21 protein-coding genes are annotated in these 21,460 nt (G+C 69.6%); 9 read left to right on the top strand and 12 right to left on the bottom strand.

Going from position 1 to position 21,460, the window contains the following annotated elements:
• Positions 1–151: 151 nt before the first annotated feature.
• Together ABFX50_RS19440 and ABFX50_RS19435 are read right to left on the bottom strand one after the other, a co-directional pair.
• Complete coding sequence (locus ABFX50_RS19440; RefSeq protein ID WP_346148226.1) at positions 152–955, bottom strand: hypothetical protein; 804 nt, start codon at positions 953–955, stop codon at positions 152–154.
• Positions 956–1,019: 64 nt separating this feature from the next.
• Complete coding sequence (locus ABFX50_RS19435) at positions 1,020–2,630, bottom strand: ABC-F family ATP-binding cassette domain-containing protein (RefSeq protein WP_346148224.1); 1,611 nt, start codon at positions 2,628–2,630, stop codon at positions 1,020–1,022.
• A 186-nt stretch (positions 2,631–2,816) separates the two neighbouring features.
• On the opposite strand from ABFX50_RS19435, the gene ABFX50_RS19430 reads away from it, so the two are divergent.
• From ABFX50_RS19430 to ABFX50_RS19410, 5 genes are read left to right on the top strand one after another with little or no spacing between them, the layout of a single operon-like run.
• Positions 2,817–3,356 (top strand): dihydrofolate reductase family protein, encoded by a 540-nt coding sequence (locus tag ABFX50_RS19430; RefSeq protein ID WP_346148222.1) that lies wholly within the window; start codon positions 2,817–2,819, stop codon positions 3,354–3,356.
• Between the two features lie 32 nt (positions 3,357–3,388).
• The gene (locus tag ABFX50_RS19425) at positions 3,389–4,036 is read left to right on the top strand and encodes a hypothetical protein (RefSeq protein ID WP_346148220.1); all 648 of its coding nucleotides are present in this window, start codon (positions 3,389–3,391) and stop codon (positions 4,034–4,036) included.
• A 49-nt stretch (positions 4,037–4,085) separates the two neighbouring features.
• Complete coding sequence (locus ABFX50_RS19420; RefSeq protein ID WP_346148218.1) at positions 4,086–5,192, top strand: glycoside hydrolase family 183 protein; 1,107 nt, start codon at positions 4,086–4,088, stop codon at positions 5,190–5,192.
• Positions 5,189–6,139 carry a DUF4432 family protein gene (locus ABFX50_RS19415; protein ID WP_346148216.1) on the top strand — a complete coding sequence of 317 codons (951 nt, stop codon included), beginning with the start codon at positions 5,189–5,191 and terminating at the stop codon, positions 6,137–6,139. Before ABFX50_RS19420 ends, ABFX50_RS19415 begins: the two co-directional genes overlap by 4 nt.
• A complete protein-coding gene (locus tag ABFX50_RS19410) occupies positions 6,136–6,900 on the top strand; it encodes an SDR family NAD(P)-dependent oxidoreductase (RefSeq protein WP_346148214.1) in 765 nt (254 codons plus the stop codon). The genes ABFX50_RS19415 and ABFX50_RS19410 overlap by 4 nt, the downstream gene beginning before the upstream one ends.
• A gap of 1 nt (position 6,901) precedes the next feature.
• On the opposite strand, the gene ABFX50_RS19405 is transcribed toward ABFX50_RS19410, so the two are convergent.
• The 8 genes from ABFX50_RS19405 to ABFX50_RS19370 form a co-directional block, all read right to left on the bottom strand.
• Positions 6,902–8,122, bottom strand: a complete 1,221-nt coding sequence (locus ABFX50_RS19405; protein WP_183653649.1) for an enolase C-terminal domain-like protein — start codon at positions 8,120–8,122, stop codon at positions 6,902–6,904.
• Positions 8,109–11,081, bottom strand: coding sequence for a glycoside hydrolase family 38 N-terminal domain-containing protein (locus ABFX50_RS19400; protein ID WP_346148212.1), 2,973 nt, complete (start codon positions 11,079–11,081; stop codon positions 8,109–8,111). The genes ABFX50_RS19405 and ABFX50_RS19400 overlap by 14 nt, the downstream gene beginning before the upstream one ends.
• Positions 11,078–11,890: a carbohydrate ABC transporter permease gene (locus ABFX50_RS19395; RefSeq protein WP_183653643.1), complete on the bottom strand. Its 813-nt coding sequence runs from the start codon at positions 11,888–11,890 to the stop codon at positions 11,078–11,080. Before ABFX50_RS19395 ends, ABFX50_RS19400 begins: the two co-directional genes overlap by 4 nt.
• A complete protein-coding gene (locus tag ABFX50_RS19390; RefSeq protein WP_346148209.1) occupies positions 11,887–12,732 on the bottom strand; it encodes a carbohydrate ABC transporter permease in 846 nt (281 codons plus the stop codon). The genes ABFX50_RS19395 and ABFX50_RS19390 overlap by 4 nt, the downstream gene beginning before the upstream one ends.
• Positions 12,729–13,958, bottom strand: a complete 1,230-nt coding sequence (locus ABFX50_RS19385; protein WP_346148207.1) for an ABC transporter substrate-binding protein — start codon at positions 13,956–13,958, stop codon at positions 12,729–12,731. The genes ABFX50_RS19390 and ABFX50_RS19385 overlap by 4 nt, the downstream gene beginning before the upstream one ends.
• Positions 13,959–13,973: 15 nt before the next feature.
• Positions 13,974–14,651, bottom strand: coding sequence for a FadR/GntR family transcriptional regulator (locus tag ABFX50_RS19380; protein WP_183653636.1), 678 nt, complete (start codon positions 14,649–14,651; stop codon positions 13,974–13,976).
• Between the two features lie 159 nt (positions 14,652–14,810).
• A complete protein-coding gene (locus tag ABFX50_RS19375; RefSeq protein ID WP_346148205.1) occupies positions 14,811–15,326 on the bottom strand; it encodes a DUF305 domain-containing protein in 516 nt (171 codons plus the stop codon).
• Entirely contained in the window at positions 15,311–16,153 is an 843-nt protein-coding gene (locus ABFX50_RS19370; RefSeq protein WP_346127843.1) for a lytic polysaccharide monooxygenase, read from the bottom strand. The genes ABFX50_RS19375 and ABFX50_RS19370 overlap by 16 nt, the downstream gene beginning before the upstream one ends.
• A 214-nt stretch (positions 16,154–16,367) precedes the next feature.
• Between ABFX50_RS19370 and ABFX50_RS19365 the strand changes: the two genes are divergently transcribed.
• The 4 genes from ABFX50_RS19365 (at position 16,368) to ABFX50_RS19350 (ending at position 19,934) form a co-directional block, all read left to right on the top strand.
• Complete coding sequence (locus ABFX50_RS19365) at positions 16,368–17,273, top strand: ABC transporter ATP-binding protein (RefSeq protein WP_346148202.1); 906 nt, start codon at positions 16,368–16,370, stop codon at positions 17,271–17,273.
• A gap of 141 nt (positions 17,274–17,414) precedes the next feature.
• Positions 17,415–18,110, top strand: coding sequence for an ABC transporter permease (locus ABFX50_RS19360; protein ID WP_346148200.1), 696 nt, complete (start codon positions 17,415–17,417; stop codon positions 18,108–18,110).
• A 2-nt stretch (positions 18,111–18,112) separates the two neighbouring features.
• Positions 18,113–19,312 (top strand): sensor histidine kinase, encoded by a 1,200-nt coding sequence (locus tag ABFX50_RS19355; protein WP_346148198.1) that lies wholly within the window; start codon positions 18,113–18,115, stop codon positions 19,310–19,312.
• Positions 19,305–19,934: a response regulator gene (locus ABFX50_RS19350; RefSeq protein WP_346148196.1), complete on the top strand. Its 630-nt coding sequence runs from the start codon at positions 19,305–19,307 to the stop codon at positions 19,932–19,934. Before ABFX50_RS19355 ends, ABFX50_RS19350 begins: the two co-directional genes overlap by 8 nt.
• Before the next feature lie 80 nt (positions 19,935–20,014).
• On the opposite strand, the gene ABFX50_RS19345 is transcribed toward ABFX50_RS19350, so the two are convergent.
• Together ABFX50_RS19345 and ABFX50_RS19340 are read right to left on the bottom strand one after the other, a co-directional pair.
• Positions 20,015–20,785: an SDR family oxidoreductase gene (locus tag ABFX50_RS19345; RefSeq protein WP_346148194.1), complete on the bottom strand. Its 771-nt coding sequence runs from the start codon at positions 20,783–20,785 to the stop codon at positions 20,015–20,017.
• 195 nt (positions 20,786–20,980) lie between these two features.
• A complete protein-coding gene (locus ABFX50_RS19340; RefSeq protein WP_346148192.1) occupies positions 20,981–21,361 on the bottom strand; it encodes a winged helix-turn-helix transcriptional regulator in 381 nt (126 codons plus the stop codon).
• Between the last annotated feature and the right edge of the window lie 99 nt (positions 21,362–21,460).

The following is a 21,460-nucleotide window of genomic DNA, read 5'->3' as shown; positions in this document are numbered from 1 at the left end:
CCGGCGAAGAGCCCGGTGGCCTGCGGGGAAGCGCGGTGGACGGGCGAGCGGGGGGCATCGGCGAAGGGGGCGAGCGTCGGAACGCGGGACGACGCTCGCCTTATCGTGAATGCCCTCGTCGGAGGCCGGATATTTCGTTCGACGAATGGGATCAGGGCTTGCCTTCGCCAGGAACCGCATGACGTCCCTTGTCCTTCGCGAACGGCGCGGTGCGGGGCTTGACCGTGTGGACGGGCACCGCACCCCCCATCGCCAGCTCCTCGTACGGCCGGCCCGTCGAGCCCCAGGTCCGAGCCACCACCTCGGTCGCGCCCACCTGCGTCGAGGACGGCAGCCCTTCGACGGTGAGGATGAAGCGCGGCGTCTTGCCCGCCTGCACGTCGTCCACGAACGTGCTGGCGCCGCCCAGCAGCTTGCCCGACTTGTCGCGCAGCAGCGCGCTGACCGCCAGGCTGCTCGCGGGAAGCACGTAGGGGTTGCCCACGTCTCCTGTGACCAGGTAGGTCCCGTCCTTCTGCTTGATGGTCTGCACCCTGGAGACAGGGAACTTGCGCAGGGACGAGGGAACGCGCGCGGTCTGACGCCACTGCGCCGACCTGTGGCTGATCGTCACCTTCTCCGGCTTGGCGCCCGTCACGGCCTGGCCCGTGAAAGCCAGCGTCCCCGAGGGCGGGATCGCGTCGAGCGGCTGGTCCATGCGGAACACCTCGGCGCCCTTGGCGTCGAGGCCGACGATCGTGGCCACGACGTTCTCTCCGAAGTGCCACGGATTGCTGTTGCCGAGCACGCCCGCCCAGCTCACGACGTACCCGTGATCGCCCTTGGCGACCGACGACGCCTGCTCCTTGAGCGCCAGCGGGCGCATCTGCTGCGGGGACGGCTCGTCGGGCGTGGAGGAGCAACCCGCCACGAGGACCAGGGCGAGGGCGGCGAAAGTACGGCTACGCGGGATCACTTTGCCGTGATAGCCCGTCAGACAGGTACGGCAGGCATGGACACGCGCCTGCCGTACCAAGTCTTTAACGCTGGCGCACCACGCGAGCCTCGTCCCATACGGGTTCGGGCGATTCGTACACCTTCCCGTCGGAGCCGAACACCAGGAAGCGGTCGAAGTCGTCGGCGAACCACCTGTCGTGGGTGACGGCGACGACGGTGCCGTCGAAGGCGTTCAGACCGTCCTGGAGCGCCTCGGCGCTGGCCAGGTCGAGGTTGTCGGTCGGCTCGTCGAGCAGCAGCAGAGTCGCGCCCGACAGCTCGAGCAGGAGGATCTGCAGGCGCGCCTGCTGCCCGCCCGACAGCGTCTCGAAGCGCTGGTCGGCGATCAGCCCGGCCAGCTCGTAGCGGGCGAGGATCTTCATGGCCTCGTTCTTGAGCCTGGCGTGTTCGGTCATGACGATCTCGCAGGGCGTGCGCCCGTGCAGCTCGGGACGGGCGTGCGTCTGCGCGAAGTGCCCCGGCACGACGCGGGCGCCGAGCCTGGCGACACCGGTGTGCCTCACGGGCTCCTCGGCGAGCAGGCGCAGGAAGTGTGACTTTCCCGAGCCGTTCGAGCCGAGGACGGCGACGCGCTCGCCGTACCAGATCTCCAGGTCGAAGGGGTTCATCAGCCCGGTGAGCTCCAGCTGCTCACAGATGACGGCGCGCTTGCCCGTACGGCCGCCTCTCAGCCGCATGCTGATCCGCTGGTCGCTCGGCGCCTCCTCCGGCGGGCCCGCCTCCTCGAACTTGCGCAGGCGCGTCTGCGCGGCGTGGTAGGGGGCGGCCATGCCGTCGTTGTACCTGGCCTTGTTCTTGAGCATGTTGACCAGGGCCCTGAGCTTGGCGTGCTCTTCGTCCCATCGCCTGCGCAGCTCGTCGAGGCGGGCGTTGCGGGCCCTGCGCGCCTCGGCGTACGTGCCGAACCCGCCGCCGTGGATCCAGATGCCGCCCGACTCGACGGTGACGATGCGGTCGGCGGCGTTGGCCAGCAGCTGCCTGTCGTGGCTGACCAGCAGGACCGTCTTGGGCGTCTCCCTCAGCTGCTGCTCCAGCCAGACCTTGCCCGGCACGTCGAGGTAGTTGTCGGGCTCGTCGAGCAGCAGGGTCTGGTCGGGGCCGCGCAGCAGCGCCTCCAGGACCAGGCGCTTCTGCTCGCCGCCCGACAGCGTGGCCGTCTCCCGGTACTTCACCCTGTCGTACGGCACGCCGAGCGCCGCGATCGTGCAGGTGTCCCAGAGCACCTCGATGTCGTAGCCGCCCGCGTCGGTGTAGTCCGTGATCGCCTGGGCGTAGCGCATCTGGGTCTTCTCGTCGTCGCGCTCCATCATGGCCAGCTCGGCCTTGTCGAGCCTGTCGGCGGCCTGCCGTACCGCCGGAGGGGCGACGCTGAGCAGCAGGTCGTGCACGGTGCTGCTGTCGCGGACGCTGCCGACGAACTGGCGCATCACGCCGAGCCCTCCCGAGCTGGCCACGCCGCCCTCGACCGGCTGGATGTCGCCCGCGACCAGGCGCATCAGCGTGGTCTTGCCCGCGCCGTTCGGCCCGACGAGCGCCGCCTTGACGCCCTCGCCGATGCGGAAGGACACGTCGTTGAGCAACGGCCTGCCGTCAGGCAGGACGTAGGTGAGATGCGCGACCTCGACGTGTCCCATGACGTTTCCCTCCGTGTGGCCCTCGCGCAGGGTACAGCCCGGTTTCCGCGGCGAGCACGCGAATATTGGCCGCCCGCCGTCCATGGGGGTTCTTACGAAGGGGGACGGGCTGACGGTAAGAGAACGGTAAGCGTCTTGCGTCACAGTGAACCCACGCGATCAACCGGAACTGAAAGGGCAGAAACCATGAGGAAGCTCATCGAGTCGACGTTCGTGACGCTGGACGGATCCATCGGGTCGCCGGAGAGGTGGGGCGTGCCGTACTGGGACGAGGAGTACAACGGCCACGCCAGCGAGCTGCTCTTCGCCGCGGACGCGCTGCTGCTCGGGCGGGAGACCTACGAGAGCTTCGCCGCGGTCTGGCCGAAGATGGAGGGGGCCGAGGGCGAGTACGGCGCCAGGATGAACAGCCTGCCGAAGCACGTCGCCTCCAGGACCCTCAAGAGCGCCGAGTGGAACGCCACCGTCATCGAGGGGGACGTGGCCGAGGAGGTCGCCAGGCTGAAGGAGCAGCCGGGGCAGAACATCCTGAAGTTCGGCACCGGCGAGCTCGACCGTACGCTGCTGGAGCACCGGCTCGTCGACGAGTACCACTTCTGGATGTTCCCCGTCATCGCCGGTGGCGGCGAGCGCCTCCTCGAGGGCATCGACACGACGCACCTGAAGCTCGTGAAGTCCACGCCGTTCGCGTCGGGCGTGATCGTGCTCACCTACGCTCCGAAGTAGGAGCGGGGAGCACCGACGACGACGGGGTGAGCATGGACGGTCTTGAGCCCGTCGCGGACGTGTCAGCGGGCGACTGGATGGCCGACAGGCTGGGCGGACCGCTCGGATCGGTCGGTTCGGTGGTGCCGGGCGGCTTCGCGGCCTATGCCCGCGTCCTGCACCCGGTGGAGTTCGACGACGACCGTCCACCGCTGACGTGGGCGCGGGTCGCCGGGCTCACGGGACGCGTGCCGCACGCCCTGATGCAGTGGGCCGCCGTCGCGAGCCCCGCGCGCGGGGCGGCGACATGGGACGAAGGCGACGTGCGGGTGGGCAACCTCGCCCCCGCCGCGCTCGCCGCGCTGATCGACGTCCTCGCGCCCGTCACCGGCGAGCAGGACTGCTTCCACGCGCTCTGGGAGGGCTGGGGCTGGGTCGACGGCCGCGGTGTGCGGATCTTCTCCGTCAGCGACGACGGCCGGGTCGAGCCCGCCCGGGGCGCGAGCGCGAGCGTGGGCGCGTACGCGAACCAGCCGAAGCTCTCCTCCGAGGGAGACGAGAGGACCTCCGCGAGTCCCGGCAGCACGGACAGCAGGATCGCGCGCAGAGGCATTGCGGTATTTCACCAGAAACCCCTGGATAACCGGAAAGTCCGCACAGCGCGAAGTAGGTCTTTGCCCGAACTTCTGGACAGCAAGTGATCTGATGACTAGAACTATTAGCAGATCCCCCAGCCGATAAGGGGCTGCGATGCGGCGTCTCCTGCTCTCCTTCCTCCTCGTCCTCGTCTCCCTGGTCGCTCCCCAAGCGGCCGGCGCGACCACCACCACCTGCGACCTGCCCACCTTCCGCGCCACCACCACCGATGCCAGGCTGAGCGCCCTGTTCACCGACCAGGGCAACGACAACAGCCGCACCGACGACTGGACCGGCGCGGACGGCACCTACTCCGTGAGGCTCCCCGGCGGCAAAGAGCTGTGGATCTTCTCCGACACCTTCCTCGGCCAGGTCAACCCGGACGGCTCACGCCCGCCGGTCAGGGAGGAGGGCGGCACGACCGTCTTCCTCAACAACACCTTCGCCGTCGAGAAGGACGGCAGGCTGTCCACCATCTACGGCGGCACGTCCGAGAACCCCAGGGCCGTGATGCCGCCACGCGACAAGGACCACTGGTACTGGGCCGGTGACGCGACCGTCGCGGGCGGCATCGTCGAGGTGACCTACCAGGAGTACGAGCGCTACGGCACCGGCGCGTGGGACTGGCGCTGGCACCGCAACGTAGTCGCCCGCTTCGCCCCAGGACGGCTCGACCGGCCGATCAGCGTGCACGATCTGCCCTCGGGCCACAAGGTGGCGTGGGCCTCCGGCATCCACAGGGACGGCCGCCACACCTACGTCTACGGCGTGGAGGACCTCGGCGGGACCAAGTACATGCACCTGGCCAGGGTGCGCGGCGCCAGCCTGCTCGGCCGCTGGGAGTACCTGAAGGCCGACGGCACCTGGTCGGCCGACCAGGCCGACTCCGCGCGGCTGATGGACGGCGTGGCCAACGAGTACTCGGTCAGCCGCGTCAAGGGCGGGTACGTCCTGATCACCCATGACACGACCGAGATCCTGAGCTCCAAGATCGTCGCCTACACGAGCTGCACGCCGTACGGGCCCTTCAGCAACAAGACCACGGTCTACACCACCCCGGAGACCGGCGGGAACATCTTCACCTACAACGCCCACGCGCACCCGGAGATCGCCGGGCCGGGGCTGGTCGTCTCCTACAACGTCAACAGCTTCGTCAACACCGACCACTACCGCGATGTGACGATCTACCGGCCGCGCTTCCTGGACCTGGCCTTCGAGTGAGGCGCAACTGGGCCGCCAGGCTGCGGGAGATCACGATCGAGGGCATGCGCGCGCTCGTGCTGGAGAACGAGCGCCTGCGCGTGACCGTGCTGGCCGACAAGGGCGGCGACGTCGTGGAGTTCCTGCACAAGCCGTCCGACACCGACCTGGTGTGGCTGTCGCCCCAGGGGCTGCGCAGGCCGCTGCCCCCGCAGGCGGCCGACGACGTGGGCGCGTTCGTCGACCACTACGAGGGCGGCTGGCAGGAGGTCTTCCCCAACGGCGGCGCCCCCAGTGTCTACAGGGGCGCCAGGCTGGCCCAGCACGGTGAGGTCGCGGGGTTGCCGTGGTCGGTCGAGGTGCTGACCGACACGGCCCGCGAGGTTGCGGTACGGCTGGCGGTGCGCACGCGGCGCCTGCCGTACCGGGTGGAGAAGACGTTCAGGCTCGCCTCGGGAACGGCCGCTCTGGAGGTCGAGGGGCGGGTCACGAACGAGGCGCCGGTGGCGCTGCACGCGATGTGGGGCCACCATCTCGCCTTCGGCAGGCCGTTCCTGCGGCCGGGCGCGCGGATCAGGGTGCCCGAGGGCGTGCGCGTGATCCCGCACGCCACGTCCATAGATCCGCGGGGGCGGCGGGCCGAGGAGCTGTTCACGGTGCCGCCGCCAGGCTCGCCGAGCGAGATCGTCTACCTGACCGGCTTCGACACCGGCTGGTACGAGGTGGCGTCACAGGTCGGGCTGCGCGTGGAGTGGGACGCTGAGGTCATGCCCTACCTGTGGCTGTGGCAGGAGCTCGGCGGCTCGACGGACTGGCCGTGGTGGGGCGGGGCCTACGTGGTGGGGCTGGAGCCGTTCTCCAGCATGCCGACGGACGGGCTGTCCGCCGCGGTGGACAACGGGACGGCGATGCTCCTCGGCCCCGCACAGTCGAGGACCTCGCGACTGCGTGTGGAGGTGATCGCGTGAGCGAGTTCGAGGGCAAGGTGGCCCTGGTGACCGGCGGAACGCTGGGCATCGGCAAGGCGGTGGCCGAGCGGCTGGCCGCGGGCGGCGCCTCGGTGATCGCCTGCGGGCTGGAGGCGGGGGACGGCGCGCCGGGCGTCACCGAGGTGGCGGCCGACGTGCGCGACGAGGGGCGGATGCGCGAGCTGGTCGAGCTGGCCGAGACCCGGCACGGCGGGCTCGACATCGTGGTGACCTGCGCGGGCGTCCAGCGCTACGGCACCGTGGAGGACACCCCCGTCGAGGTGTGGGACGAGGTGCTCGACATCAACCTCAAGGGCGTCTTCCTGACCTGTAAGGCGGCCGTGCCCGCGCTGCGCAGGAGGGGCGGCGGGTCGATCGTGCTGATGTCGTCGGTGCAGGCGTTCGCCTCGCAGACCAGGGTGGCCGCCTACACCGCGAGCAAGGCCGCGCTGAACGGCCTGACCAGGGCGATGGCGCTCGACCACGCCCAGGAGGGCATCAGGGTGAACGTGGTCTGCCCCGGCTCGGTGGACACCCCGATGCTGCGGTGGGCGGCCGACCTGTGGCGAGGGTCGTTGTCGCAGGAGGAGCAGGTCGCGCAGTGGGGCCGCACGCATCCGCTCGGGCGGGTGGCGAGGCCCGAGGAGGTCGCCGAGCTGGTCGCCTTCCTCGCCGGACCGCGCTCGTCGTTCATCACGGGCGCCGAGCACCGGGTGGACGGCGGCCTGCTCGCTCGCAACCCCGCCGCCCTGCCCGACTAGGTCACGGCGCCGCGTAGGGGTCGGCGAAGCGCTCGTTCGGCACCTGGGCGTACCAGCCCGGCCTGCCAGGGTCGCGGTCGTAGGGGTAGCCGCCGAGCTCCTTGTAGAGCTCGGCGTAGCGGGCCAGCCGCTCCCTGTCCAGCCGCACCCCGAGCCCCGGCCCTTCGGGTACGGCGATGCGTCCTTCGTGGTAGGCCAGCTTCCCTCCCACGATGACGTCGTCGCGCAGCTGGTGGTAGTGGGCGTCGGCGGCATAGGTGAGGTTGGGCAGCACCGCGCCCAGGTGCAGCATCGTCGCCAGCTGGATCCCCAGCTCGCCCGAGGAGTGCACCGCCACTCCCAGCTGGAAGGTCTCGCACACCCCCGCCGCCTTGATGCAGGGCCTGATGCCGCCCCAGAAGGTGGTGTCGAGCAGCACGACGTCCGCCGAGCGGCGCAGCACGTTGGAGGCGAGCTGCTCGAAGTTCACCACGACGGTGTTGGTCGCCAGCGGAACCCTGACCTGCTCGCGGACCAGACGCAGCCCTTCCAGCCCGAAGACGGGATCCTCGAGGTAGTCGTTGTCCAGCCCTTCGATCGCGCGGCCGAAGCGCAGGCCCTCGGCCATGGACAGCACCGCGTTGGGGTCGTAACGCAGCCGATCGCCGGGGAAGGCGGCCGCCAGCGCCCGGTAGCACTCCAGCTCGTAGTCGGGAGGGAACACCCCGCCCTTGAGCTTGTGGACGGTGAACCCGTGCTCCCGTTTCAGCCGTCTGGCGTGCTCGACGAGCTGGTCGGGCGTGCGCACCTCGGCGAAGCCCTCGCCCTCGTAGCGGAAGAACAGGTAGGAGGCGAACGGCACCTGCTCGCGCAGCTTCCCGCCCAGCAGGTCGTGGACGGGCACGTCGAGGTGCTGGCCCATGAGGTCGAGGCAGGCGAACTCGAGGGCCGCGAGCAGCTGGGTGCGGTTGTTGTAGAGCGACGCCGTCGGATTGGCGATCTTGAAGCGGAGCGCCTCCAGCTGGAACGGGTCGTGCCCCGCCAGGTACGGCAGGAGCGCCCGGAAGGCCGCCTCGGCGCTCTCACCCCCGCCGCCCATCTCGCCGAGCCCGACCAGGCCGTTGTCGGCCTCGACCTCGACGATCGTCCTGACGAAGCGGCCCCAGTGGGCGCCGTTGCTGTGTCTCAGCGGCGCCTCCAGGGGAACGGCGACCGTCGTGGCCCGGATGTCAACGATCTTCACAGGTCCCCCAAACGGCGGCCACTCCGCAGGCGGGCAGCCGTACCCTGACCTTCTCCGCACTGACCTCCAGCGGCCTCCTTCCCCGCGCCAGGCCCGGACTCACCTGCGCGGACCGCAGCCCCCGCAGGCCCACCTCGACCTCCACGGGCACGTCGGCGAACGACTGCAGCCTGACCACGACGCCCTCGTCGAAGCGGCCCAGCGAGGTGACCTGCACCTCGGGATGGTCCACGGTCACGAAGACGCCCTCCTTGGAGGGGGCGGCGTCGCCTGTGGCGAGGATGCCGAGGAAGGGGTCGGTGAGGCCCGAGGCGGCCAGCGCGCCCAGCGCCGTGCCCTTCACCTCCGTGGAGGAGGTCACCGCGTAGCGGAAGGTCGTCTCGCCCTGCTGCTGCGTGGGGAAGTTGGTGTCCCAGATGTTGTTGAGCGCCCAGGAGTAGATCGTCGCCTGCTCCTCGTCCAGCGTGGCAGGAAAGGGCGCGTACGGCATGTGGATGGTGCCGAGCTGCACCAGCGGCGCCTCCAGCGTGGCCCACGCGATGGACAGGCCGGGGTCGTCGAAGGTGATCCAGTGCCTGATCGGCAGCATGTAGGCGGCCGAGCCCGGCACGCTCGGACCTCCTCCGACGCCGCCGGTCAGCTCCCACGCCGAGGGCGGGCCCTCACTGGCGAAGGGGAAGGCCACAAAGACCGCCTCCTTGGCGGGCGTGCCCTGCTTGGCCAGCTGGTAGGTCAGGTCGAGTCTGGGCACGCCCGCGTGCAGCTCGATGGTCGTGCGCACCCAGTCGGCGCCCTTGGCCTGCAGCTCCACGACCAGCTTCTCGCCGATCGCGGTGCGCTCGGCCTTGACGACCGCCGCGTGGCGGCCGATCGCCCTGTCGCCGAGCAGTGTCCTGTCGTGCGCGCCGACATGGCCCGACATGTGGTTGAAGTGGGGGGCCGTGGCGTAGCGGTCGTAGACGTACTGCCCGAAGCCGGCCGCGGCGTCGGCGTTGACCAGCTCCCTGCCCGCCACCTTGTCGAAGATCGAGCGGATGTAGCCCTCGCGGACGTCGTAGCTCACCCGGTAGAACTCGTTCTCGATCGTCTCGTCGATCTCCTGCGTCTCGACGGCGTCGCCCTGCTGGATCGACACGAACGCGTAGCCGTACCCGGGAAGATCCCTGACGACCGCGCTGACGTGCCGGCCGATCGGGCGCGTCGGCCAGTCGACGGGGTGCACGACCTCCTCGTGGTGCGCGATCCGCTCGCCCGTCCGCTCGTCCACCAGCGCGATCGGCTGTTCCAGCGGCACGATGTCCCGCGGCAGGAAGGCTCGCACCACGTCGGTCCTGCGCTGGGTGCCGGGGTTGACGACCACGAACCCGGTGCCGCCGAACCGCCGCCCGAACCTGCGCATGCCCGCCTGCAGCAGGTCGGCCGAGTCGTCCTGGGCGTCGTAGGCGCCCGCCGACTTGCGCGTCCACTGCAGTCCGCCGGAGTCGCCCGCCTCCTCGGCGTCCTCCCACGGGTTGGCCGCGCCCCAGGTGTGCTCGTTGAACAGCGCCACCTTGTCGTAGGCCAGGTCGATCTGCTCGGTGGCGTCGGCGCCCGCCAGCGTGTGGAGGGTCTCTGCGGCGCGCAGCGCGCTCTGCGCCCGCCGTACGTAGCCGAGGGGGCGCGCTCCCGACCCGAGCCCGTCGGCCCACCAGTCGGTCCAGTCACCCTCGTGTACGGCGAGGCGGTCGTGGTAGCGCTCCTCGACGTGCGCGAAGAAGTCGCTGTTGATCGCCGAGCGCAGCCGGGGGAAGGCCCATCTGGTGTTCCACTCGCGCACGATCGAGGCGGGGACGATCGAGGGCCCGGCGTTGTCGGCGTGCGCTCCCTGGACCCGCAGGTGCAGGGCGTCGAGCTCGTAGGGCGCCCTGTCGGCGTCGGGCCCCTGCCAGCCGAAGGTGCCGGGGCCGTACGGGTAGCCCCTGCCCGCGAGGGCGGACAGGTAGCGCGGCAGCAGGTCGTCGGCCAGCTCGAAGGAGTCGGCGAGGCCGACCGTGTTGCCCTCCATGTAGGCCATGCCGTGCGGTGTGTCGGTGAACCACACCAGCAGCTCGTTGCCGCTGGGGGCGCGCCACCTGAAGGGCCGCGTCAGCTTGTCGCCGCCGTGCAGGTACGGCACCGACCGCCCCGCCCAGTTGTGCGCCGCCGCGAGGTAGCGCACCCCGGCCGCGTTCAGCGCGTCGACCAGCCCGACGACCGCGCCTGGCACGTCGGTGTGCATCGCCGAGCGGGTCGGCAGCTCCTCGGTGAAGCGCAGCTGGCGGTAGAGCTCCTCCGTCGAGCACGCCTCGGTGTGCAACTGGAACGGCAGCGCGGTGACCTCGATCAGCCCTTCGCGCACCCGCTCCTTGAACGCCTCCACCAGGTCGCGGGGGCGTGCGGCCAGCCAGCGCAGCGCCGGCATCGACGACTCGACAGTCCAGCGGAACTTCGCGTCGTCGGGCCAGTCCTCGCTCTCCTCCGTCAACCGCAGTGCCGCGTCCAGATAGTCGAGATGGTGACGCAGCACGGTGCCCTGAGGGTCGGTGTAGCCGATGTCCAGATGGGAGTGGTGCACGACGAAGACGTCCCAGTGGCGCTGGGGCGTGACCGTGATCGTCGCCTCGCCGATCAGCCCCTCGCCGTCGCTCAGCCGCAGGGTGAAGTCGGTCGGCTGCGACACCTCGGGCACGAGCAGGGTCACGTCCGCGCCCTCGGCCCTGTCGACGCCCACCAGCTCGTGTTCCATGCGGGCCGGCACCAGGCCTGTCACCGAGACCCTGACCGCCTGGCGCCCGTCGTGCGTGATCAACGGCAACACGGAGGCCCTCGCCTCCAGGCCCCTGACGGAGATCACCGGGGTGGAGGTGTCCTCGCGCAGCGCCTGCCGTATGCCGTCGTAGTCGGGGGAACCAAGGCTCGGCTGCAGCAGCCGACTCGTCATGAAAGTCCTCCTAGGGCGAGTCCACGGGCGAACATGCGCTGGGTGGCCACGAACAGCACCACCGTGGGCAGTGACACGACCAGCCCCGCGGCCAGTCCGACGGGCACCGGCGTGCCCGCGTAGACGTCGGTCACCAGACCGGCCAGCGCGGTCATCACCGGCCGTACCTCGGCGGTCTGGGTCAACGTCAGGCCGAAGAGCAGGTCGTTCCAGATGAAGGTGAAATTGAGGATGAAGACCGCCGCCAGCGCGCTGGTGGCCAGCGGCAGGTAGACGCGCCAGAAGATGCGGAAGGTGGAGGCGCCGTCCATCCTGGCCGCCTCGAAGATCGAGAAGGCGACTCCGGTGAAGAAGTTGCGCAGCACGAAGGCCGACAGCGGCACGCTGATCGCGGTGTAGACGAGGATCATGCCGACCCTGGAGTCGTACAGGCCCGCGTCGCTGAAACCGACGAACAGCGGCACCAGGAGCATCTGCGAGGGGAAGATCGTGCCGCCGAACAGCAGCATGAACCACCAGAAGCCGTACCGCAGGCGCAGCACCACGATCGTGTACCCGGCCATCGCGCCGATCAGCACGCCGAGCGCGGGCGAGACGACGCTGTAGAGCGCCGTGCTGGCCAGGCTCTCCTGGAGGTTGGCCGACTCCCACGCCTGGGCGAAGTTGGTGAACAGCGCCATGTCCGGCGAGGGGATCCAGGCTCTGGAGGAGTCGTAGCTGTCGGGCGGCCGCGAGGCGTTGACGAGCAGCAGGTAGGTGGGGCCGAGCCAGATCAGCCCGAGCACCACGAGGAAGGCCCTTCTGATCACTTGCGCCCCCTCAGGTAGAGGTAGGAGGCGAGCCCCGTGACGACGGTGAGCATCACCGCGACGGCCGAGCCGTAGCCGTACTCACTGGCCACGAAGGTGTCGCGGTACATGGTCACGGCCAGCGTCTCGGAGTTGCGGCCCGGGCCTCCCTGCGTCATCACCCACACGATGTCGAAGCTCTTCAGGCTCGCCACCAGCGCGAGACCCACCACGACCGCGGTGAGCGGCGCCATCAGTGGCCAGATGACGTGGCGGAAGAGCCGCCATCCCGACGCCCCGTCGAGCCGCGCCGCCTCGATCGGCTCCTTGGGGATCGACTGGAGGCCGACCGCGAACAGCAGCGTGTTGACGCCGAGCTGCTGCCACGTCCAGACCAGCAGCATCGCGATCGTGTTGTGCGGCGCCTCCTGCAGGAAGGCGGTGTCGACGCCGAGCAGCTTGTTGGCGATGCCGTCGTGGGACAGGATCGGGCTCCAGACCAGGCCGAGCCCCGCCCCGCTGAGCGCGTAGGGCAACATGAACGGCACGCGGAACCACGCGCCGCCCCTGATGTCGTAGGACAGCACCGCCACCAGCAGCCCCAGCCCGACGGGCAGCAGCATCGTGCCCGCCACCCACATGAGCGTGTTGCGGATCGCGGTGAGCAGCGCGGGGTCGTCGAGCAGCTTGACGAAGTTGTCGAACCCGACCCACTCGGGCGGGATCAGGCCGTCGTAGCGGGTGAGGCTGAGGTAGGCCGTCCACACGAAGGGCGCGTAGAGCAGCCCCGCCACCAGCAGCACCGAAGGGGCCACGTACCCGGCGCGGAACCTGCCCAGCAGCGGGGCCGCTCTGCCTGTCACTGGTGCGTGCTCCAGTACTCGTCGGCCTTCTTCTGAATGTCCTCGAGCACCTGCCGGTAGCTGTCCGGCTTGGTGACGAAGAGCCCGAAGCCGTCGAGCGCGGCCGTCAGGATCGGCGGAGGGGTCGCCTCGAAGTAGCGGTTGACCAGCCGGTACTTCCCGCTGCCCGCGTCCTTGGTGACCTGGCCGAGCACCTCGCTCTTGATGGTGACCTTGGGGTTGGCGCTCACGTCACCGCGCGCGGAGGACCACTTCTCCTGGGCCTGGGTGGTCGTCCACCACTTGAGGTACTTCATGCTCGCCGCCGGGTCGGGCGCCTTGGCCAGCGAGCACAGCGGGCCGCTCTCGAAGATCATCGAGGTCTTGGGGAGCGAGGCGTTGACGTTCGGGATGACGAAGAACCCGGCGTCGAGGTTGCGCTGGGTCATGCTGGTGTTGAACCAGGTGCCGAAGGAGACCATCGCCACCTTGTCGTTCTTCAACGCGTCGGCGGGGTCGGTCTTGTCGCCGGGGTTGCTGAAGTAACCGGCGTCGATGAGCGACTTCCACTTCTCCATCACCTGGACGACGCCGGGGTCGGTGTACTTCGCCTTGCCCGTCGAGAGCCGGTCGTACAGGTCGGGGTCGGTCCCCGCGAGGAGCTGCTCGAACCAGACGAAGGAGAACAGCACGGAGGTGTGGTAGAAGGCCTTGATGTCGGCCTTCTTGAGCGTCTCCGCCACGGTGACCAGCTCGTCCCAGGTCGTGGGCGGCTTCAGGCCGTGCTTGTCGAAGATCTTCTTGTTGTAGAACATGCCCCAGTAGGCGACGTTCAGCGGGACGCAGTACTGCTTGCCGTCCACGGTGTAGTAGGTGGCGACGTCCTCGGACAGGTCGCCGTTCTTGATGGCCTCCTGCCAGATGGCCGTGGTCTCGGCGACCTGCTTCTGCCCGACGATCTCCTTGAGCAGCCCCCCTGTCTGCCAGGTGAACAGGTCGGGTTTCACGTCGGTGCGGAAGGAGGCCTTGATGAAGGCCTGGTAGGTGGGCTCGTCGGTGTAGCCGACCGGCTTCATGCCGAGGCCGATCTGCTGCTTGGACAGCGCGCCCATCTCGGTGAAGTACTTACTCCATGCGCCCTTGTCGTTGTAGAGGGTGAGCTCTGTCTTGGGCTGGCCCGTGGGAGTGCTTCCACACGCGGCCAGAAGGACTGATGCGGCAATCAGGATGGGGGTACGCCGGATCATGACCGGCCTCCTGTTCTACATGAGCCGTTGCTGGACCACCGTTTTCACGTCAATCAGATGCGCGCGCATGAGCTCCTCCGCAGCCCGCGCGTCGCCGGCCTCGATGGCCTCGAGGATCGTCAGGTGCTCGTCGTAGTCGCGGCGCCTGTCGTCGTAGATGCGCAGGATCTCCCGCTGCTCGGGGGCGTGCACGCTCAGCAGCGAGTCGACGACCTCCTCGAGCACGCTGTTGCCCGCCAGCCTGGCGCTGACCCGGTGGAAGGTCATGTTCGCCTCGTGCAACTCGGCGTCCTGGCCGCTCAGGTGCCTGGCGGCCTCGCCCAGCACCGCCCTCAGCTCCTCGGCTCCCGGACGCCCCGCGGCGAGCCCCGCCAGCGGCGGTTCGATGAGGATGCGCGCGTCGAGCAGGTCGAGCAGCTGCCCTCCCGGCATCGAGCGCATGTTGGGGTTGGGCAGCACGATGCGCTCGATGTCCGCGCCGACGTACAGCCCCGACCCGTGCCGCATCTCGATCGCGCCCGTGGCCTCGAGGCGGCGCAGGGCCTCCCTGAGGGTGGGCGTGGTCACCGAGAACCGCTGAGCGAGCTCACGAGTGGTGGGCAGCCGGTCGCCAGGCTGCAGCCCGCTGTCGCTGATCAGGCCGAGGACCTGCTCGGTCAGCACGCCGGAAAGGGAGGGCCGGACAACCATCATCTAATGATTAGATCACTTATCCGCCGACTTTTCACCCCATGAAAAGAGACGCCAGGCAGCAGGGGGTGCCGGCGCGGCCGGCCTCAGGGGGGCGTTCGTGGTCGAGCGGCGGACCGGGCCGTCCTTCGACGACCTACGCGCGGGCCGTGACCGCGTTCGTCACTGTTCCAGCACGCTGAGCATCAGGTCGATCTGGGCCTCGCGGGACGCCTCGACCTGCTTGGCCCACTCCTTCACCTTGGGGCTCTCGCCGTTGTAGACCTCGACCCTGGCCATCTGGACGGCGTCATCCTGGTGCGCGATCAGCAGGTTGATCAGGTCGCGCTCGTTCTTCACGGCGGCGATGCGCTCCCTGTCGGTCTCGGGTAAGCCGCCGTGCCCGGCGTGGGCGTCGGTCGGGGCGGTGAGCGGCTGGTCCCACTCGGTCAGCCACCTGGTCATCGTCTGGACCTCGGTGGTCTGGGTCTGCTCGATCGCCGCGGCCAGGTTCCGCACCGCGGGGCTGGTGGCCTTGGGGCCGGCGAGCCGTACGATCTCGATGCCCTGCTTGTGGTGCGGGATCATCATCTGCAGGAACATCACGTCGTCGACGTTGACCTGCTCAGGTGGCGGCTCGCCGCAGCCCGCTCCGAGGAACAGGGCCGCGGCGAGGGCTGCGATCAGACGCGCTTCCACAGCGCGGGGACGTTGGGCGGCTCCCACCCGGCGATGGCCGTGTGCGGCTGCAGGCACTCGTAGGACAGACCGGCGTAGGTCACGCGGTCACCTCCCTTGTAGGCCTTGCCAGCCTGCCACGTGCCCGAGGGGACTGTCGAGGTCGGCGTGGGAGTCGGTGTCGGGGTCGGCGTGGGGGTCGGCGTCGGAGTGGGGGTCGGGTTGCCGCCTCCGCCGCCGAAGTCCACGTCCGAGCAGGTGTAGAAGGCCTCGTTGCTGCCGACGACGCGCTGCCAGATCGAGTAGAGGATGTGCCGCCCCGAGCGCTGCGGCAGGTTGAGCGTCCAGTTGGTGAACGTGGTGGGGTTCTGGCCGTTGAACGTCCTGAGGTGGACCAGGTCCGACCACCTGAGGGGCATGGTCGGGTTCCAGCCGTCGCGGGTGATGTAGAACTCGAAGTTGCTGTTGGAGTGCGGCGCGGTGGCGTGGTAGGTGAGCGTGAAGCTGCCTGGCCGTACCGAGGTGGCGGGCCAGTCGGCGCGCTGCAGATCGAGCCCGCGGTACTTGTCGCGGCCCGCGCTGCAGAGCTTGCCGTCGGGGATGATCTCGCGGTGCCGTCCGCCCGCTTCGAGCAGGGAGACCTCGTTCCAGTCGTAGAAGGCCTGGGTCCCGCCCGCGGCCACGGCGGCCTTGCAGGCGGCGGACTTGGGCGCCTCGGGGCCTTCGTTCTTACAGACGTAGACGCGGCTCGGCGGGTTGGACATCGTGCCGTGGGCGTTGGCGGCGCCGGCGGGGAGGAGGACGAGGGCGGCTGTGCCTGCGGCTAAGGCAGCGGTTCTCTTGGTCACGGGAGCTCCCGGGGGGGTAACTAAAAGGAAACCTTCCTAAGAATTAACTCCTGATGACGCCTGGCGCAAGGGCCCCCAGTCAACGGTTCACTTATCGCGCCCACCCCGGGGCCCGCCATCAACCGAACGGTGGATCTCAGGGTCAGTCGCATCCACGGCCGTTCATGGCCGGAGGGGCGATTCGCCGGAAGAGCCCACGCACGAGGCTTGAGCCATGGCAGTCATCGAAGTCACCGACCTCACCAAGAGGTACGCGGGCCAGACGGTTCTGAACGGGATCTCCTTCTCCGTGGAGGAGGGCGAGATCTTCGGCATCCTCGGCCCCAACGGCACGGGAAAGACCACCACCGTGGAGTGCGTGGAGGGCCTGCGTCGCCCCGACGGGGGGACGATCAGGGTGCTCGGGCTCGACCCGATCAAGGACGGCCGCGAGCTGCGCGAGCTGATCGGCGTCCAGCTCCAGCACACGCAGCTGCCGGAGAACATCAAGGTCTGGGAGGCGCTCGACCTCTACGCCTCCTTCTACGCCAACCCGCGCGACTGGCGCGAGCTGCTGGAGCAGTGGGGGCTGGCCGACAAGCGCAACGCCCGGTTCGGGAAGCTCTCCGGCGGCCAGAAGCAGCGGCTGTTCATCGCGCTGGCGCTGGTCGGCAACCCCAAGGTGGCCTTCCTCGACGAGCTCACCACGGGGCTCGACCCGCAGGCCCGCCGCGCCACGTGGGAGGTGATCAAGCAGGTCCGCGCGTCCGGCGTGACCGTGGTCCTGGTCAGCCACTTCATGGACGAGGTGGAGGAGCTCTGCGACAGGGTCGCCGTCTTCGACGGCGGCGACATCGTCGCCCTCGACACCCCCGCGGGCCTGATCGACGGGGTCGACGCCGAGCACCAGATGCGGTTCAGGCTGATGACAGGAGACGCCTCGATCCTGAGCGAGGTCCCCGGCGTGACCGGCGTGACCACGAAGGGAGACCAGGTGGTCGTCACGGGCAGGGGCGACTTCGCCACCGCCGTCACCGCCGCCCTGGCCCGCAACCACGTCATGGTCGCCGACCTCCGCATCGACAAGCGCACCCTCGACGACGCGTTCGTCGCCCTCACCGGCCGCTCCCTCCACCTCTGAGCCTCTCCGACCGGCCACTCCCTCCACCTCCGAGTCGCCCCCGACTCCCCTCGTCCTACCTCCGAGTCGCCCGACTCGCGCTTCGCCCTACCTCCGAGTCGCCCTGACTCGCCCTTCGCCCTGCCTCTGAGGAGAACCTCCATGAGCAAGCTCACCGTCGTCGAGTTGAAGCTGCTGGTGCGCGAGCCCGGCTCGATGTTCACGATCCTCCTTCCCCTCTTCATCCTGGTGATCTTCGGAAGCTCGATCCCGCCAGGAGACACGGTGCTCCTGCCGATGACACTGGCGATCGCCGTGGGACTCGTGGGCCTGTACCTCGTGCCCACCACCCTGGCCACGTACAGGGAGAGGGGCATCCTGCGACGGCTGTCCACCACCCCGGTGCGCCCGCGAAACCTGCTGATCGTGCAGCTGCTCCTCCAGCTCGTCCTCGCCGTCACCGCCTGCGCGCTGCTCATCGCCGTCGCCGGCACCGTCCTCGGCGCCCATCTGCCCACCAGGGTGGTGCCCGTCGTCGTCGCCTTCGCGCTCGGCACGGCCGCCATGTTCGCCATCGGCCTGCTCATCGCGGCCGTCGCCCCGAACGGACGCACCGCCAACGGTGTCGGCGTGCTGCTGTACTTCCCGATGGCCTTCCTCGCCGGGCTGATGCAGCCCGCCGACAAGATGCCGGTTATCCTGGCCCGCATCGGCGAATACACCCCTCTGGGCGCTTTCCGGCAGACCCTTCAGGACGTCTGGGCGGGCGCTTCGCCGAACCTTCTCCTGCTGGGCGTGATGGCCGCGTACGCCGTGATCATCAGCGTCGCGGCCGCCAAGTTCTTCCGCTGGGAGTGATCGTGCCGACGCGCCTCGACACATGGGAAGGGCGCCTCGACCGCCTCATGGCGGCGGTGCCGTACGTGCTGCTCGCTGTCTCCACGGCGCTGTTCCTGCTCACCGGCTCCCACTCGGCGGACTACCGCCTGGTCACGCTCGGCCTGGCCGTACTGACCGCCGGGTGGGTCGCGCTGATGACCAGGTGGCCCGCGCTCTACATCGCCGGCCTGGTCATCCTGATCGCGGCGCTCAGCATGCGCGGCATCTGGTTCGCCAGCTTCTTCGCCTTCACCGGATACCTGCACTCGTGGCAGCTCCTGCGCGGGATGTGGAGGTTCGTCGGCGTGGCCGCCACGGCGGCGATCAGCATCGTCGCTTACGGGGGTGGCCCGCCCGAGCCCACTCCCACCGCGATCCTCAGCTACCTGTTCTTCGTCGCCGCCATTGTGGCCCTGGTCGGGCTGTTCAGCTTCGTCGGCGACGTCACGGCCGAGCGCAGCGCCGAGCGGAAGCGCATGGTGTCCCAGCTCGAGGCGACGATGAGGGAGAACGCAGGACTGCACGCCCAGCTGCTGATCCAGGCGCGGGAGGCCGGCGTGCTCGACGAGCGCCAGCGCATGGCGGGCGAGATCCACGACACCCTCGCCCAGGGACTGACCGGCATCATCACCCAGCTCCAGGCGGCCACCCAAGCCAGGGAGGGCGGCGAGTGGCAGCGCCACATCGACAACGCCACGCGTCTGGCGCGCGAGAGCCTCGCCGAGGCGCGCAGGTCCGTGCACGCCGTCGCGCCGGGCCCGCTGGAGTCGGCGCGCCTGCCCGACGCGCTGGCGGAGGTCGCCTCCGCGTGGTCGAACCTCCACGGGGTGCGCGCCGATCTCACCACGACTGGTACGGTCCGCCCCATGCATCCCGAGGTCGAGGTGACGGTGCTCCGTACCGCCCAGGAGGCGCTCGCCAACGTGGCCAAGCACGCGGAGGCCACGCGTGTCGGGCTGACCCTGTCGTACATGGACGATCTGGTCACCCTGGACGTCCGCGACGACGGCGCCGGTTTCGACCCCGAACGCGCCAAGGACGGCGGCGGCTTCGGCCTGACGTCGATGCGCCGGCGCGTGAGCCGCCTGGCGGGCACCCTGGAGATCGAGTCCGAGCCCGGCGCGGGCACCGCGATCTCCGCGAGCCTCCCGGCCATCCTCAGGGAGAACCCCAGTGCCTGATTCCCCCATCCGCCTGCTGATCGCCGACGACCACCCCATCGTGCGGGACGGCATCCGCGGCATGTTCACCGGCGATCCGCGCTTCGAGGTGCTCGGCGAGGCGGGTGACGGCGCCCAGGCCGTCGAACTGGCGCGCACGCTGGAACCCGACGTGATCCTCATGGACCTGCGCATGCCCAGGATGGACGGCGTCTCGGCCATCAAGGAGCTGGTCAGGCTGGGCATCGCCGCCCGCGTCCTGGTGCTCACCACCTACGACACCGACAGCGACGTCCTGCCCGCCATCGAGGCCGGCGCCACCGGCTACCTGCTCAAGGACGCCCTGCGCGAGGAGCTGATGCGCGCGGTCGAAGCGGCGGCCCGCGGTGAGGCCGTGCTGTCCCCCTCGGTCGCCACCCGTCTGCTCAGCCAGGTGCGCACACCCGCGGACCCGTTGAGCGCGCGGGAACGGGAGATCCTGGAGCTGATCGCCCAGGGCGCCACCAACCGTGAGGCGGCCGCGCGGCTGTTCATCAGCGAGGCCACGGTCAAGACACACGTGCTGCACATCTACACCAAGCTCGGCGTCAACGATCGGGCGGCGGCAGTGGCCGTGGCGTACCAACGCGGCCTCCTCACCTGACCACCACATCCTTGATCTCGCCTCGCTCGGCACCACTGCTCGGCCGGAGCCGCTCCCCCGGTCCGCGCCCGACCCAGCGATCAGATGTCGCTGAAGCCGTACTCCCTGGCAAGGTCGGCGACGGGAAGGGTCAGGCCCGCGTGCCGCCCCACGTCGGGATCCTCCAGCAGGGCGCGGACGGCGCGGCCGGGGAACTCGACCGAGTCACCGCCCGGCACGTCGTCACCGAGCGTCGCGATGATCGCCTCGGTGCGGGTGAACCCTGGAGAGACGGCGAGCGCCGTGACCCCGTGCGGGCGCAGGTCATGAGCCAGTGAGCGGGCCAGGCGACTGACGCTCGTCATGGCCAGGTCGTAGAAGAGGTGACCGGCGATCACCTCGGCGTCAGGATCGGTGTACCCGGTCAGGACGACCAGCCCTCGCCGCTCGATCAGCAGGGGCGCCGCGTACCAGGCCGTCACGAGGTGACTGCGGACCCCGATGTCGATCATGTTGTGCCAGTGCTCGAGCGGCAGCGTCCAGAACGGACCACCGGCGAAGGGCAGCGCGTTGCCGTTGCAGGCGTTGGCCACCAGTAGATCGACCCCGCCCTGCTCGACGCGCACCCGCTCGAACAGCGACTCGACGGTCTTGTCGTCATCGTGGTCGACGCGCACCGGAATGCCGATGCCGCCGCGCGCGGTCACCTGCTCGGCGGTGTCCTCGATGGTGCCGGGCAGTGCGGAGTGACGATGGTCGCGGCTCTCACGGTCGGCGGCGTAGACGATCGCCCCTGCCTCGCCGAGCACGAGGGCGATGCCCCGCCCGATACCGCGCGCGGCCCCGGTCACGACAGCGACAGTGCCATCCATCAGAGCTCCGTACGAGAAGGCTGCCCGGTCAGGCTCTCCCGTCCAGCCTCACCAGCCGGCCCCACCCTGTCAACGCCGCCGCGCCGGTTCGTCACGCGGTCGGCCGCGTCCCGCCGGGACAGGGCGGCGGCGTTCCTGTCCATGTGAGGCGAGTCGCTGGAGATCGCCGGTCACGGCCGCGGCGGCGTCCACCCGTCAGGCGTCGAAGCGGCGGCGGGAGGCGACGATGTGGCTGAGGTACCGGTGGGTCCAGTCGCACATGCCATGGACCGTCTCTCGCAGGGCCTGGCCCGGCTCGGTGAGGGTGTACTCCACGCGCGGCGGCACGGTGGGGTGCACGTTCCGCTCGACCAGGCCGTTTCGCTCCAGCATGCGCAGGTTCTGGGTGAGCATCTTGTGGCTGATGCCCGCGATCTCATCCCGCAACTGGCCGAAGCGCAGGGTGCCTTCACCCAGAGCCTCGATGATCAGGAGCGCCCACTTGTTGGCGACGTCCGAGAAGATCTCCCGCGCCAGGGAGTCCGCACGCGTGAGGTCTGCTTCGTCGGGCGAGCCCTTGAACTGCTTGGTCACCATAGGGTTCCCCAGTCACTGAAAAGTGCGTTCTTCCATGTCAGCGAACACTCTCCTACGGTTATCCAGTAACCACAAGAGACCAAAGGGGTCTCGGTAGCT

Source organism: Nonomuraea recticatena (assembly GCF_039533245.1).
In the GTDB taxonomy this organism is placed as follows: domain Bacteria; phylum Actinomycetota; class Actinomycetes; order Streptosporangiales; family Streptosporangiaceae; genus Nonomuraea; species Nonomuraea roseola.
Note: the sequence above shows the minus strand (reverse complement) of the source record. Positions and strands in the feature narration are given on the sequence as shown.